This is a genomic window from Microcystis wesenbergii NRERC-220 (assembly GCF_032027425.1).
Taxonomy (GTDB): domain Bacteria; phylum Cyanobacteriota; class Cyanobacteriia; order Cyanobacteriales; family Microcystaceae; genus Microcystis; species Microcystis wesenbergii_A.
Genome location: NZ_JAVSJA010000001.1, coordinates 2,479,622 through 2,493,370, shown reverse-complemented (window position 1 = coordinate 2,493,370; position 13,749 = coordinate 2,479,622). Strand labels below are relative to the sequence as shown.

Here is a 13,749-nt window from a genome sequence, read left to right as displayed (position 1 = left end):
ATGAAGTATAATCGGAGCGGGCATCGATAAAGGACGAATGACCCCCCAAAGGGAAAACTTTGTACCTCATTATTCAGATAAATGCTAGATCAAGCTAAAATTGCGGGGCCGAGGCGGGCAATTAGAGGGATAATAAGACCAGTCCTAACCCCTATGCCCCGACTGGTAAGCTAAGACGTATTTAAACCGCTTATTCTTAGATTAGCCGAATCTCCCTCAATCCCTTTACTGTTGCCTTTTGCAAGAGTGCCTGTTGCCTCGTCTCAACAAGCAATTTAAATTACGAACAGCTTAACTGATCACTGATAAGCGATGGTGAATATTTCTAATCAAGTTACACCCAATCGGGGACTAGCGCCCCTTAGAAAAGCCTCCGATGCCCAAATCCTAGCGGCGATCGATATTGGCACGAATTCGGTTCACATGGTAGTAGTGGCAATTGAACCGTCTTTGCCTGCTTTTACGATTATTGCCCGAGAAAAGGATACAGTCCGTCTGGGCGATCGAGATCGGAAAACCGGTAAATTAACCCTAGCGGCCATGGAAAGAGCGATCGCCGCTTTAAAACGCTGTCACGATCTAGCCATTAGTCTCCATGCGGATCAGATTATCGCCGTTGCCACCAGCGCCACCCGGGAAGCGGCCAATGGCGACGAATTTTTGGCTTTAATCGAGAAAGAAGTCGGTATTTCCGTAAATCTCATCTCTGGACAGGAGGAAGCGCGCCGGATTTATCTCGGTGTCGTCTCGGGGATGGATTTCCAAAATCAAGCCCATATTATTATCGATATCGGTGGTGGTTCCACGGAATTAATCTTAGCTGATAGTCAAGAAATTCGCTTTCTTGGTAGTACCAAAATCGGCGCGGTGCGTTTGACGCAAGATTTGATCACCACCGATCCCATTAGTCCCACAGAATTAGCCTATTTAAGGGCATACACCCGCGGAATGTTAGAGCGGGCAGTAGAGGAAATTAAACATCATTTACAGGTGGGAGAAGTGCCGCGTTTAGTGGGAACTTCTGGGACGATCGAAACTTTGATGACTATCCATGCTTTCGAGAAATTGGGGGAAATTCCTAATCCTTTAAATGGTTATCAATTAACCCGCAAAGATGTCAAAGAATTAGTCAAACGTTTCGCCGTTTTGGACTACCATCAAAGGCTGGCAATTCTGGGGATGTCCGATAAACGGTCCGAGATAATTCTGGCAGGTTCGATCGTGCTTTTGGAAGCGATGACCATGTTAGATGTTGATAAGTTAGTTCTCTGTGAAAGGGCCCTGCGAGAAGGGGTGATCGTCGATTGGATGCTGACCCACGGGTTAATTGATAATCGGTTACTTTATCAGAGTGAAATCCGTCAGCGCAGTGTCCTGAAAATAGCGAAAAAGTATCAAGTTAATTTAGAATCGGCCGAGAGAATAGCGACATTTTCCCTGTCTTTGTTCGAGCAAACGCAAGGACAATTACATTCTTGGAATCAGGAGGCTAAAGATCTATTATGGGCGGCGGCAATTTTACATAATAGTGGTTTATATGTTAGTCATGCTGCCCATCATAAACATTCCTATTATTTAATTCGCAATGGTGAACTGTTGGGCTATACGGAAATAGAGTTAGAAGTGATCGCTAATATCGCTCGTTATCACCGCAAAAGTAAACCGAAGAAAAGGCATGATGATTTTATAAAATTAACGGAATACTATCAGTATATGGTCAGACATTTAAGTGCTATACTGCGCTTGGCTGTGGCTTTAGATCGGCGACAAATAGGAGCGATTAAAAAGATTGAATGTAAGTACGATCCCGAATATAGGACACTACATCTGCATCTTTTTCCCAATAATGCTGAAGATGATTGTGCTTTAGAATTGTGGAGTTTAGACTATAAAAAACCTGTTTTTGAGGAAGAATTTGGGGTGAAAGTGGTGGCAACTTTGGCATTTTTACCCTGAAATAACGACCAGTGATCGGTTATCATTGACTAGCGCTGGTATTAAGTAGCTTGAAATCGGCAAGAGGTCTATTTTGCAGACTTGTTGCCTATTAAGTAGTCGTGGAAAATTAATTTCTTGGTTAGGATAGGCACTCATGCAAGAGGTAGTGAGATATGTGTAATTAATTTTGCCTAGGTACTTATTCTTGGTCAAGATTATCGACTGTGGTAAATCGATAATTTTTGTTGATAATCAAGCAGGAAAACCGTTAAAAACTGCCAGGTTACTGTTATAATCTAGAAGGAATAGGAACGCAGGAAGAAAAGGAGCAGAAAAACTTGTTGCAATTAGCTAAAATCGGTCGCTTGATCGCTCTGGGTTGCTTGGGAACAATACTGACTAGCTTTCCTGTCCTCTCGGCCGAGAGAATCACTTTTATCTTAGCGCCCTTTAGTCGGACCCTAGAAATTAGTTCCCTAGAAAACTTTGCCAAGACTGGCAGAATTGACGCTAATCTAAGACAATATTTAGGTAATACAACCGCCGAACAACAAAAAGAATTTCGCCAAGCTTTAACCACAAGTAAAGAAGTTAATCCCGTCCTGATCTCGCGCTTTTTTAACACCACAATGGGGGAAGATATACTAACCCTTTTAGGGGAACTGATCACCATTCAAGGGGGTATTAATGGTAAATTTGCCCTGCGTTCTGCCCTAGTTAAATCAGCCTTTGAACCGGGAGGGGTAACTATTCTTAACCTGCTGGGTAATCTGCCCACTAATATGCAGATTGATGTGACAAGAGTGGAAAGATTAGCCCGGGCGATCGATATCGTCCTGAAAGCCACCAGAGTATTTACGGAAAAGGTGGCGCAATTATCCTTAGAAGAAGCTAAAAAGGCCGGTGAAATTAATTTTACCGCCATGACCGACCCCCGACAACCGGGACCCCAACAAGTGGAACAGATGCGGCTGGATTTAACCGATAGCCGTCGTCAGAGGGAACTTTATCTAATCATTGTCAAACCCAAGGGGCAATTAACCCAGAAAACCCCCATTATCGTCTTTTCCCATGGTTTAGCTTCCCGTCCTGAAGATTTTGTCCGACAAGCGGAACACTTGGCTAGTTACGGTTATCTCGTCGCCATGCCCCAACACCCCGGCAGTGATACCCTACAGGTGCAGAATCTGCTCGCCGGTTTATCGCGGAAGGTTTTTGATACCAACGAATTTGTCAATCGTCCATTGGACATATCTTTTGTGATCGATGAATTGCAAAGACGCAACGCTAGGGAATTTCAAGGGCAATTAGATGTAGATAATGTGGGAGTTGGTGGACATTCCTTCGGCGGTTATACGGCCTTAGCCGTGGGTGGGGCGACGATCAATTTCGAGAATTTACAACGGGACTGCCAAAGAAGATTGGCTTTTCTCAATGTCTCCCTCTTGCTGCAGTGTCGTGCTTTGGATTTACCCCGGGAAGAATACAACTTTCGCGATCCGAGAATAAAAGCGATTTTTACGGTTAATCCGTTTAATTGGAGTATTTTCGGGGCTAAAGGACTAGCTAAGATCGAAATTCCCACTTTTGTAGCGGCAGGAACCTACGATCCCGCTACTCCCGCTATTTTTGAACAGGTGCGCTCTTTTCCCCTGCTCAATACCGAAAATAAATATTTAGCTCTGATTGAAGGTCAAGCTCACGTCGATTTTTCGGTACTAGACGCGGGAATTAACGAAGCGATCGAATCCGTAGCCGATCTTACCCTGCCAGCACCCTATCTGATCGATAGTTACGCCCATTCCCTATCTTTGGCCTTTTTTGAGGTGTATATTCGCAAAAACCCCAGCTATAAACCTTTTTTACAGGCGGCCTATTCCCAATATCTCAGTCAAGGCCAAGAGTTTAGATGTTTTCTGATTACCCGCGCCTCCTCGGCCGCTTTAGAACAACTCATCGAAGATTTTATGGCTCAAAAGGTCCGTTAATCAGTTATCAGTTATCAGTTATCAGTTATCAGTTATCAGTGTTCAGTTAACTGATAACTGAAAAAAATTACCACCTCCTAGTCCCAATTCATAATTCATAATTCATAATTCATAATTTATGTTTGTTGAGGGCGTTTAAGTAGTAATTGGATAGCCAAAAGAATTAAACCAATGGTGACAAAAGCAAAAATAAAGGTTCCTAGAGAAGCTAAACCAAAAACTAAAGTGCGGACAGCACTGCCAATTCTCAAGGCGATCGGACTGTGAGCAACCATCGGTTTTGAGTAAAAAGAATGACCGATCGCTGCCGTGAGATAATAGAGAATTGTCCCCAAGGCTGCCGAAATTGCCGCACCAACTAAACAGCGAGTAGGAGTAACTTTTTGGGTTTCTAATTCTGTGGTCATTACTTTTTAGTCCTCAAATATTGCCCAGGTTAAATTTTAATTCTGTTTCCCCAGCATTTTACCGGACTAAGACCAAGGATCGGGGACGGAAGGAAAAGAGGTATTGACTTCGAGAGAGAAAGGATCGTCTAAATCCGAGGAGACGATCGATCCTTGATTCGGGTCTATTTCTTGTTTTAACTGTTCCCAATCACCGGGGTCGGTTAACTCCTCATAAACAGGATCATCGGCAACGATCGTTTCTTTGTCCGATGACTGGTCTCGCGGAGGAAGGACTGGATTAGTCAAATCAGGCAACTCCTGGTCGAGAATAGTCGGACTTGCGCTCTCAGGGGAAGCTTTGGGCGAATTTAGGTTAATTTCCCGCTTTAGTGACTGTAATTCACGATTGAGAGCCTGTAATAGCTGCTCGATCGCCTCGATTCTCCCGAAAACAGCCCAGGTAATCTCGGGGTTGAGATGGGGGAGAGATTGGGCATCTTCAAAAATGTCCCTTGTGTCAACTATGGCCTCTAGATCTTGTTCTTGGGGAAGACAATGGCCAGATAGGGCTTCTTCTTGGCGAGAATGATAGATTTCGACCAATTTCTGGTAATCTGCCCGATCAATGACACGACGTTCAAACTGCAATTCTTGATCCCGGAGGATACGACGTAAATCATCGAGAATTTCCTGATTAGCGGGATCCACCATGGCTAGGTGAAGGACATGGGGAGGGGATTTCTGTTTTTGTAGGGGCAGGATCTGATAACGACGGCAAATTTCAAAGGGGAGGACTTGACGAAACAGATTCTCGATTTCTGTCCAGTCGATCGTCTCACTTTCAGGGTCAAGATATTCTACCCCATACTTGGCTTTTAATTTTGACAGTTGTTGGAGTCGGTAGTATGCCAGTGCTTCTTTGGGTAAAGGACGACCGGTAATCAGGGGTAAAATTTCGATTAGAGGTAGATGACTTTTCTGCTTTTCGATCATTGCCTTTTGTAGTTGCCCGATAGTGATATAACCCGATTGCACTAACTTTTGGGCAAAGGAAGGCAGCTTGGTCTGGGGTTTCTCGTTTGCTGATGACATGGAATAGAACCAGTTAAGACTGTACAGCCGACTACATTACTTATTATGCCCATTTTCTCAGCGCAGCTAACAGGCAGGCGATTTTTTTATTGATAGTGAACAATCATTCATTATATATTAATAAATATAAATAAATATCAAGTAATTTAAGTTTCAAGAAGAATGAACCCGATCTTTTTTACGATGGGGGTAAAACTGATTTTCAATTTCTCAGGTGGAAAGATGAATCCAGATTAAGCTATCTCAACGATAAGAGGACAAGCCAATGTTTGAAGATTTTACCTATATTACCGATGAGGCTTTTTTAGAGAATTATTGGTGGGAAGAACAAATTATCTGTCCCCACTGCCAAGGCAAAGGAAGAATCTATCTAGAGACGGAGAATGAATCCGTCCCCTGTAAATTCTGTGAAGGTAAAGGCATTGTTAAACGAAAAAAAGAGGAAACTAACTATTGCTAAAAATCTGTATAATTAGATACCATAAATTAAAAATCTTCTTGAGTTAAAACCTCTGGCTGACATTGTTTAATTTCGCTGTTAATTCCCACAGCAGATTCCGATTGTAGGTCTTCGATATAACCGGATTGATGGGATAAAGCTTCCGAAAAACTCTCAAAAGGGCCGAAATAATAGAGACATTTCGGCTGACTGGTGATGATCTCTACCCACCAGGGTGGGGGGGGTGAACTAGGCTTGATCGAGACAGTTTCTGGGTCAATAGGCCTTATACTGAGAATCTTGGCACCTTGGCGCAGGAGGCGCTGTGTTTCTTGACTCATGCGGCTTTTAGGTACTCGCAGGACTGTCCGGGAGAAGCGTTGAGGCAAAGAGCCAGAAGAACCGGAAAAAACAACTTCATAGAGAAATATTTGATTCTCTCCCTGATTATTAGCCTCTAGCATACAGAAAAGATTCTCTTTTGGGGGTAAGGGTTAAAAAAACAGACGCTACTTTGAGCAGATGACTCAAGCAAAATCATCTCCTAACAGAGTAGCGCCTCTTGATACCATAGCATAGAGCGGCAAAAAGTTAGGTTTTGAGATAAGCTGCCCGCGCATTTAAATTGCTTGTTGAGACGAGGCAAGAGGCACTCTTGCAAGAGGCAACAGTAAAGGGATTGGGGGAGATTCGGCTAATCTTAAGAATAAGCGCTTTAAATGCGTCTTAGCTTACTCTCCCCTCACGGCATAGCTTGACGGGAGATTGTTAGACAGCAAGAACCCGATAGAGTCCTTTATTCAAGATGCTGTAGCCGAATATATAGCAGTTATCTTAATGGTGAGGTACAAAGTTTTTGTTTTGGGGAGTCGGTCGTCGATACCAAATCCTGTTATACTTCATCTTTATGAAAAACACTGTCAATAACATTGACGACAAATAGAGTTTTTTAACAAATATGCAGCCACCAAAATTAAGCTTAGGAACCAGATTATTTTTATCCCATCTCCTCGTTATGGTGGTGGGATTGAGTAGCTTTATTATCATTGCTAAATTATCCTCTCCGCGAATGTTTGTTTTGCGTTTGGAACAGTTAGAAAGGCAGGGATTTTTTACTGTGCGCTCGGCGAGAACTTTCTTGGTTAGGGGTTTTGAGACAGCTTGGGATAGTAGTGCTGTTTGGTCATTCATTGCCGGAGGAAGTACGGCTGGTTATCTGAGTTTTTTGGTTTCTCAACGCATTATGAAACCGGTAAAACAAATGAAACAAATCACTAAAAATTTTGCTGAAGGGGATTTATCGGCGCGAGTTCCAGAAAGCGAAATCCCCGAATTAAATCAATTAGCCATCAGTTTTAATCAGATGGCGATTAGTTTAGCCGATGTGGAAAAACGGCGCCAGGAATTAATCGGTGATCTTACCCACGAATTACGCACCCCTTTAACTGTGGTGCGGGGATATTTAGAAGAATTAGCCGATGGTGCGATCGAACCTAATCCAGAACTTTATCAGAAATTAGTGAAAGAAACCCGCAGGTTAGAACGTTTAACCCACGATCTACAGGAGCTATCGCGAGCGGAATCTGGTTATCTCTCGATTAAACTGCAACCTGTTAATTTATTACCTTTGTTAACTTCTCTCATCGAAAAATTTGCCGATCAATTATTAGAAGATGGACCGAATTTACAGTTAGATTGTCCCCCCAATTTACCAGCTGTAATGGCCGATCCCGATCGCCTCGAACAAATCTTAGTTAATCTGCTCGGTAATGCCATTCGTTACACCGATAATGGTGCAATTACCCTGCAAGTGACAAGGGACAAAAACCACCTACAAATTGCCGTTATCGATACAGGAATCGGCATCGCAGCAGCGGATTTACCCTTTATTTTCGAGCGCTTTTGGCGGGCCGATCGTTCTCGTTCCCGTTATTCTGGGGGTAGTGGTATTGGTTTAGCGATTACCCGTCGTTTAGTGGAATTACACCAAAGTCAAATCGAGGTGGAAAGTGAATTAGGTAAAGGCAGCACTTTTCGTTTTTCCCTAGCCATATCTGCCAATTTTCAGTGAACAGTGAACAGTAAACAGTAATCAGTGAACTGAAAACTAACATCTGATAACTGATAACTGATAACTGATAACTGATTAAATGCCGTGACTTTTGCCGATTACCCAATGACGACGGAAGAAGCGAGCGAGCGAGGTTTCTTCTAAGGATAAGTAAATCGGTCTTCCGTGGGGACAGGTGCGGGGATTACGGGTATTTTGCCAATCATCGAGTAAATTCTGCATTTCTTCTAAACTCAAAGCTGTACCGTTGCGGATCGCACTCCGGCAAGCGGTGGCAACCTGAGCGGCTTGTAAATCCCCCCCTAAACTTAATTCTAGTAAAGCATCAGCCCGATCCTTGCGTTCTTTTAGTAGAACAGGAATACTACGAATCGCCCAAGAGCGATCGCCAAAACTAGCAACTTCTAGTCCTAAACGTTGTAATTGTTCGATTTGTCGAGTAGTTAACTGATTTAAGATGATCGGAGTATCTAACGGCACGATTTCCCAGTTATCCTCTAAACGTTCGTACAAAACCCGCTCATGGGCAATATGTTGTTCCACTAACCATAATCCGTTAGGATGTTCGGCAACTATATAAGTTTGGTGAATTTGGGCTAATGCCTTTAATTCCAGCCGATTTTTCGGGGATTTCTCCCCTATTATATAAGTGCTTTTTTCTTCGGCAGCCTTGAGAATTTGACTGACGCGCTGATTTTGCGCTTTTTCGGGTATATGTTCGGGATTTAGTCCTAAAGCCTTGTCTATGGCTGCAATTATCTGTTCTTGCCAAAAAATGAGGTTATGCAGGTATATTTCCGCTTTGGCTGGGTGACGATTCCAATCGATCGAACGAGGGTTAAGATCTAGATGGAGAAAACAAACGGGATAGCGATCCTTAGGAACTGTGCGGGCGAAAGCTTGAAATATTGCCTGTTCTAACTCCGATGAGCGCACCATTCGTCCATTAACAGCAATTCTAACCCAATCCGGCTGATGGCGAGAAATGCGATCGGGCAAACCGATGACTAATTCAATTTGAGCCGATTCTGCGTCAGGAGTCGTTAAGTCAAGGTTTAGCGATGCTAAATCGTTAAAATGCAGAGATTTAACTAATTGCGGTAATATTTGACTGGCATCCTTACCCGGACTAATGCGTAACCAATCTTGATGATCTTGGAAAACCTGCCAAGTAATGTGGGGATGACAGAGAGCAAAATTATGAATTAAAGTCTGTATATCCTTTAATTGTTTGTTAATTGACGGTAAAGCTTGACGACGCACGGGAAAGTTACCAAAGAGATTCTCTACCGTGACGATAGTGCCGATAGCTATAGGAATCGTTTCTAAATTATCTGGCTCGCCTTGGTGATTGTAAAGACAATAACAACCCAAATCATCGTCATGGCGACTGGCAACCCGCAGACGCGCCACCTGTGCGATACTGTGCAAAGCTTCGCCACGGAATCCGAGACTGGTAATCTGCCAAAGATCGTCCCGTTGGCGGATTTTGCTGGTACTGTGGGCATAGCTACACAGTTGCAAATCTTCTCTAGACATTCCCCTACCGTTATCCGATACTTGTATTCGCCAGTTTTGGGGAGATATATCGATGGTAATCCTATCTGCCCCTGCATCAATGGCATTTTCGACTAATTCTCGCACCACAGCACCTAAAGAGTCGATTACCTCTCCTGCGGCAATTAAGTCGATTACGTCTTGGGGTAAAACTTGTATGGGCAAGGTCATCAATTAATGGTTTTAGCCAAGGGCAAACTCGCTATATTGTCGCACAGGGGACCCATGGTAAGCTAAAACGATGTCTTGTTTGGGAACTCCCCTAGCTACCAATTTATCTGCGATCGCTGCTTCCGTGCCGTCGTGCTGCACCCAAATTTTATTATTATAACGCGATGTGCAACTAAAAACCACAGAATCAGGATTCCAGAGGATACTTTATCTCTGCTGATTTCTGAAAACCTTGTAAATCAAGACTGAAAATATAGTTGCACACGGGGTATTATACTAAATCCGGTTATTAAAAACTGATTATTTATTTCCCCTACCCCCCCCATCCCCCCGACATCGGGGGGGTGGGGGGTTGGGGGGGTTGCCTTTTGCCTCTCCTCTATAAGTAGCCTATACTCAACGGATTTAGTATTAGACCTCTTGCATAATTAATTTTTGATGGTTCAAAAACGGCAAAAATAAGGATTAAATGGCATAAAATCTGTAAATATACCATTTCTTTAATTATTATTCATTCTTAATTCTCCTGACTCGGAGACTACTGGCTACTGACTCCTAACCCTAACAACAATTTTTGATTTTTACAAGAGGTATATTGATAATATCAACGTGAATTATACAGCCATAAATGCGCTTGATGCTGTCCCTAAAACCCAGATTAAGCAAAAGATAACGAGCCTGTTTGGTGTCAAAAACTGTTTCGGTTTTTACGGGATCACTAGGCGCTAGTTTACCATAGACAAATCTTCTGATTTTATTGCATTAAACTCTCGTGTAGTTGTTAATTGATAGCGCAAAATTGTATACCTGAACTTCCACCATACATATCTACTACAAGAGCCGAAAACCCTTATCCATCAATGGATGCACCCGTTAACTTTTCTTAATGTACCCAGGTAATTTGTAACATTTCTTAATGGACAAAATTCTCTCTATTTGCTAGAATGGTAGTCATGTATATAGAAAAAGTTCCTAACCGTAATTCCCCCCCCCGCCGTTCTTCGACCTGATTCTTACCGAGAAGGAGATCGAGTCAAAAAAAGAACCCTTGCCAACGGCTCCGCTGAGCGTTCGACAAAAGCTCACGCGGCGGTTCGGCGGTTCGGCGGTTCGGCGGTTCGGCGGTTCGGCTGATCTCACCGTCCGCTCGACTGAGCGTTCGACAAAAGCTCACGCCGAAGTCTCGCCGAACGTCCGAAGTCTCGCCGAACGCCCTCTCAAAATTACCCGATGATATTATCGACAATTTGAAACTGGCTCTCAAAGGGGCAAAAGTTTCAATGACTGAAGGCATTCCCGCTCATTTTGAAGTGATTAGAAGTCTTCCTCATGGTCATGTAATGGCTATTTTAGAGACGATTAAAAAATTAGGTTTAGATAGAATAATCAGTGAAAAATCCTCGGCTCGGCTGAGATCGCCGAACGCCTGGAATCAGAAACTTAGTGGTGGCGATGATTGTGGCAAGAATCATCAATCCTAAATCGAAATTAGCCACAGCGAGAGGATTTAATGGCGAGACTGGCAGCCAGAGTTTAGGACAATTATTAGACTTAGAGAAAGCCGATGAAGACGAATTATATAACGCCCTAGATTGGTTATTAGAAAAACAAGAGAAACTTGAGAAGCAACTAGCACTGAAACAATTAGAATCAGGAACATTAGTCTTGTCTGATGTCACTTCCACCTACCTAGAAGGAAATGGCTGTGAACTGGTCAAATATGGTGATAATCGAGATAAAAAGAAAGGGAAAACTCAGATAGTTTTTGGTTTGCTATGTTCAGCTAAGGGTTGTCCGATAGCGGTAGAAGTCTTTGAAGGAAATACCTCAGACAGTGCTACTTTAGCCAGACAAATCGAGAAAGTCAGAAAGGGTTGGGGGATTGAGAATATCGTCTGGGTAAGTGATAGAGGGATTTTAACTAACTCAAAAATCAAGGAATTAGTAAAACCGATAGAAGGATTAGACTATATTACCAGTTTAACTAAGCCTCAAATTCGGAAACTGGCTGAAGTAGAAGTGATTCAATTAGGATTATTTGAGCAGGTAAACTTAGTGGAATTCGAGAGTGAAGATTATCCAGACGAAAGATTAATTGCTTGTCGAAATCCGTTGATAGCTCAGAAAAATCAACAATAAAGAGAGGCATTATTAGAAGCAACAGAGAAGGAATTGGATTTGATTGTTCAAGCGACTCAAAGGGAGACAAGAGCTTTAAAAGGTCAAGATAAGATAGCTTTGAGAGTGGGCAAGGTTATTAATCGGTTTAAAGTCAATAAATACTATAACTTAGAGATAAGGTCAGAAAGTTTTTCCTATCAGCGTAAGCTGGAATTAATCGCTTAAAACAGTCCTTGGCTCCTTGATTATTTGAGGATGAAGAAATTGATGATAGTTCCGTTGATGTGATTAAAGCGAGTCGCAGTGAATCGGTGCAATCTAAAGAGAGAAAAAAACGGAATCAAGAGAATTTTACCGTGCATAGTTTTCGGACTTTGTTGGAAGACCTGGGGACAATTTGCTTGAATACAGTAGAATGTACGATTAGAGAGGGAAGTTATCGTTTTTCTAAGATAACTCGACCGAATGAACTACAACAATCATGCGTTAGATTTATTGGGGGTTTCTTTAATTTGTACCCAGTAACGGGGCAGCAGAAATTCTCTTAATCCCTCCTACAGCAGATGTTATGGCCTTTTGTCAACGGGGAAGTCCAGGTATAACTAGGGTTTGCTGAATAACGATGAAAAAACCCGGTGAAACCGGGTTGCACTAGCTTGGAGTCTGTATAGTCAACTGATAAAGCAGTTGAAAACTTGAATAAATGTAAATAGAAAAAAGGTAAGCAATTCCACTCTAAGAAAATCAAATTTAATGAACTACCCCGCAAGTTAAGGGGCAAGAAGCATAAACAGCTTGATGAGAGGTTTTTACCTCACCGTGTAACCAGTGTAACCAGCTAACTTCGTGGGGATGAACACCTTTTGCTGTTAATAAAGCGGCACTAATTAGGATAGCTAAAATATTGATACCAATAATCATCCCCGCAACTAAAAGCACGGAACTAATCGGTAAAACTGACTGTAAGATAATCGCCGACAATGATCCCACTGTCATCATTAATACTACTAAAGGAAATCCCACTACTAATAAACAGACAGTGAGGACGAAACTCCAGAGGAGAAAGCTTTTTAGCATTGCTAAAGAAACGTAGCCCCAATTATTTCTTGCGGTTAATTGCATCTTCCTGACCTCTTACAAACTTGGTGGTCTAACTTTTCTGCACGTCGGCTCAAAGTTGATGAAAACCAGTATAGGGAAAACACCGAAGAAGATGAGCTATTCGCAATATAAATTTACAATCATCGCTGATCATCTATGTTATATGTATCGAACTATTACAAGAATCGGCGAGAGGTATCGAAAACTTTACAATCGGTTTCTCTTGATCCCCAATGCAGTTTACTGCTGAAATCCTTGATCCCCGTCGATAATCCTTTCTTGTGTCCCTGTCCTCAGATTTTTCCTCGTCTCGTTGTAACAAATATTTACAAGTACCTCTAGAATTCTCAGGAAATAGGTGGACGGGATCGCCAGAAGGCCAGAGTTGGGAGTGGGAAGTGGCAAGGGGGTTATCTATTCTTGTTTAGATGTAATAACCTCCATCGGTCTGAGTAATTTATCCTCGATAGTAAATCCCTGCCTGACTATTTTTGTGATCGTCTGTTCTGCCAAATCGGGGCGTATTTCTCGCTCGACCACCTGACAGATAGTAAAATCTGGCTGATCAGCGGACAGTTCTATTTTCAGCACCTGACGTTTTTCTAGAATACTTAATAATTTTGTCTGTACACTTTTTAAAGATTTCGGTAATCTTTTCCAGACTCGATCATCTGGTTCGTGTCGATATTCTAAAAAATTTAATAACGATTCGAGGGTATCAAATACCTCTAATAGTTCTAAAAAAATCTGTTCTTTTTCCGAGCGATTGTTCTCTCCTTGCTGCCGTAAAGCTTGTTTTAAACTTGCCTCCTCTTTGGTTAAATTTATAATTAGGCTTAATAATTTGTTTCTATCTTCTTCGCTAATTTTGTAATTATTCAT

Annotated in this window: 11 protein-coding genes and 2 pseudogenes; 5 read left to right on the top strand and 8 right to left on the bottom strand. The window is 42.3% G+C overall.

The genetic code is table 11. The features are described 5' to 3' along the window. Positions 1 to 312 precede the first annotated feature (312 nt). Positions 313 to 1,956, top strand: coding sequence for a Ppx/GppA phosphatase family protein (locus RAM70_RS12265; RefSeq protein WP_312673937.1), 1,644 nt, complete (start codon positions 313 to 315; stop codon positions 1,954 to 1,956). Between the two features lie 320 nt (positions 1,957 to 2,276). Beyond that, positions 2,277 to 3,926, top strand: coding sequence for an alpha/beta hydrolase (locus RAM70_RS12260; RefSeq protein WP_045356024.1), 1,650 nt, complete (start codon positions 2,277 to 2,279; stop codon positions 3,924 to 3,926). A gap of 116 nt (positions 3,927 to 4,042) precedes the next feature. Here the strand turns inward: RAM70_RS12260 and RAM70_RS12255 are convergent, their stop codons facing one another. Continuing rightward, complete coding sequence (locus RAM70_RS12255; RefSeq protein WP_312673934.1) at positions 4,043 to 4,333, bottom strand: DUF3082 domain-containing protein; 291 nt, start codon at positions 4,331 to 4,333, stop codon at positions 4,043 to 4,045. A 66-nt stretch (positions 4,334 to 4,399) separates the two neighbouring features. Continuing rightward, on the bottom strand, positions 4,400 to 5,407 hold the full coding sequence (locus RAM70_RS12250) for a GspE/PulE/PilB domain-containing protein (protein WP_312673932.1): 1,008 nt from the start codon (positions 5,405 to 5,407) through the stop codon (positions 4,400 to 4,402). Between the two features lie 265 nt (positions 5,408 to 5,672). On the opposite strand from RAM70_RS12250, the gene RAM70_RS12245 reads away from it, so the two are divergent. Next, a complete protein-coding gene (locus RAM70_RS12245; RefSeq protein ID WP_045356020.1) occupies positions 5,673 to 5,867 on the top strand; it encodes a hypothetical protein in 195 nt (64 codons plus the stop codon). 26 nt (positions 5,868 to 5,893) lie between these two features. On the opposite strand, the gene RAM70_RS12240 is transcribed toward RAM70_RS12245, so the two are convergent. Further along, positions 5,894 to 6,310 carry a DUF1816 domain-containing protein gene (locus RAM70_RS12240; RefSeq protein ID WP_045356019.1) on the bottom strand — a complete coding sequence of 139 codons (417 nt, stop codon included), beginning with the start codon at positions 6,308 to 6,310 and terminating at the stop codon, positions 5,894 to 5,896. Positions 6,311 to 6,804: 494 nt separating this feature from the next. Here RAM70_RS12240 and RAM70_RS12235 point away from each other — a divergent pair, with 494 nt between their 5' ends. Next, complete coding sequence (locus RAM70_RS12235) at positions 6,805 to 7,917, top strand: sensor histidine kinase (RefSeq protein WP_045356018.1); 1,113 nt, start codon at positions 6,805 to 6,807, stop codon at positions 7,915 to 7,917. Between the two features lie 75 nt (positions 7,918 to 7,992). Here RAM70_RS12235 and mutL read toward each other — a convergent pair whose 3' ends face one another. The 3 genes and pseudogenes from mutL to RAM70_RS22975 all read right to left on the bottom strand — a co-directional run bounded on the left by mutL (position 7,993) and on the right by RAM70_RS22975 (position 10,398). Then, the gene (mutL, locus tag RAM70_RS12230; RefSeq protein ID WP_045356017.1) at positions 7,993 to 9,645 is read right to left on the bottom strand and encodes a DNA mismatch repair endonuclease MutL; all 1,653 of its coding nucleotides are present in this window, start codon (positions 9,643 to 9,645) and stop codon (positions 7,993 to 7,995) included. Between the two features lie 12 nt (positions 9,646 to 9,657). Beyond that, positions 9,658 to 9,795: pseudogene (locus RAM70_RS12225) on the bottom strand (element excision factor XisI family protein); the annotation flags it as partial. A gap of 411 nt (positions 9,796 to 10,206) precedes the next feature. Then, positions 10,207 to 10,398, bottom strand: coding sequence for an element excision factor XisI family protein (locus RAM70_RS22975; RefSeq protein ID WP_080754209.1), 192 nt, complete (start codon positions 10,396 to 10,398; stop codon positions 10,207 to 10,209). Positions 10,399 to 10,598: 200 nt separating this feature from the next. On the opposite strand from RAM70_RS22975, the pseudogene RAM70_RS23090 reads away from it, so the two are divergent. Continuing rightward, positions 10,599 to 12,291 (top strand): annotated as a pseudogene (locus RAM70_RS23090) (IS1634 family transposase). A gap of 225 nt (positions 12,292 to 12,516) precedes the next feature. Here the strand turns inward: RAM70_RS23090 and RAM70_RS12215 are convergent. Next, positions 12,517 to 12,888 carry a hypothetical protein gene (locus RAM70_RS12215; protein ID WP_045356016.1) on the bottom strand — a complete coding sequence of 124 codons (372 nt, stop codon included), beginning with the start codon at positions 12,886 to 12,888 and terminating at the stop codon, positions 12,517 to 12,519. Between the two features lie 393 nt (positions 12,889 to 13,281). Beyond that, on the bottom strand, positions 13,282 to 13,749 hold the full coding sequence (locus RAM70_RS12210) for a nucleotide exchange factor GrpE (protein ID WP_045356015.1): 468 nt from the start codon (positions 13,747 to 13,749) through the stop codon (positions 13,282 to 13,284).

What these genes read in the sequence shown, in the direction of transcription:
- RAM70_RS12250 (WP_312673932.1), bottom strand. Translation starts at nt 5,407, where the DNA reads ATGTCATCAGCAAACGAGAAACCCCAGACCAAGCTGCCTTCCTTTGCC.
- mutL (WP_045356017.1), bottom strand. Translation starts at nt 9,645, where the DNA reads ATGACCTTGCCCATACAAGTTTTACCCCAAGACGTAATCGACTTAATT.
- RAM70_RS12240 (WP_045356019.1), bottom strand. Translation starts at nt 6,310, where the DNA reads ATGCTAGAGGCTAATAATCAGGGAGAGAATCAAATATTTCTCTATGAA.
- RAM70_RS12235 (WP_045356018.1), top strand. Translation starts at nt 6,805, where the DNA reads ATGCAGCCACCAAAATTAAGCTTAGGAACCAGATTATTTTTATCCCAT.
- RAM70_RS12210 (WP_045356015.1), bottom strand. Translation starts at nt 13,749, where the DNA reads ATGAATAATTACAAAATTAGCGAAGAAGATAGAAACAAATTATTAAGC.
- RAM70_RS12215 (WP_045356016.1), bottom strand. Translation starts at nt 12,888, where the DNA reads ATGCAATTAACCGCAAGAAATAATTGGGGCTACGTTTCTTTAGCAATG.
- RAM70_RS12245 (WP_045356020.1), top strand. Translation starts at nt 5,673, where the DNA reads ATGTTTGAAGATTTTACCTATATTACCGATGAGGCTTTTTTAGAGAAT.
- RAM70_RS12265 (WP_312673937.1), top strand. Translation starts at nt 313, where the DNA reads ATGGTGAATATTTCTAATCAAGTTACACCCAATCGGGGACTAGCGCCC.
- RAM70_RS12255 (WP_312673934.1), bottom strand. Translation starts at nt 4,333, where the DNA reads ATGACCACAGAATTAGAAACCCAAAAAGTTACTCCTACTCGCTGTTTA.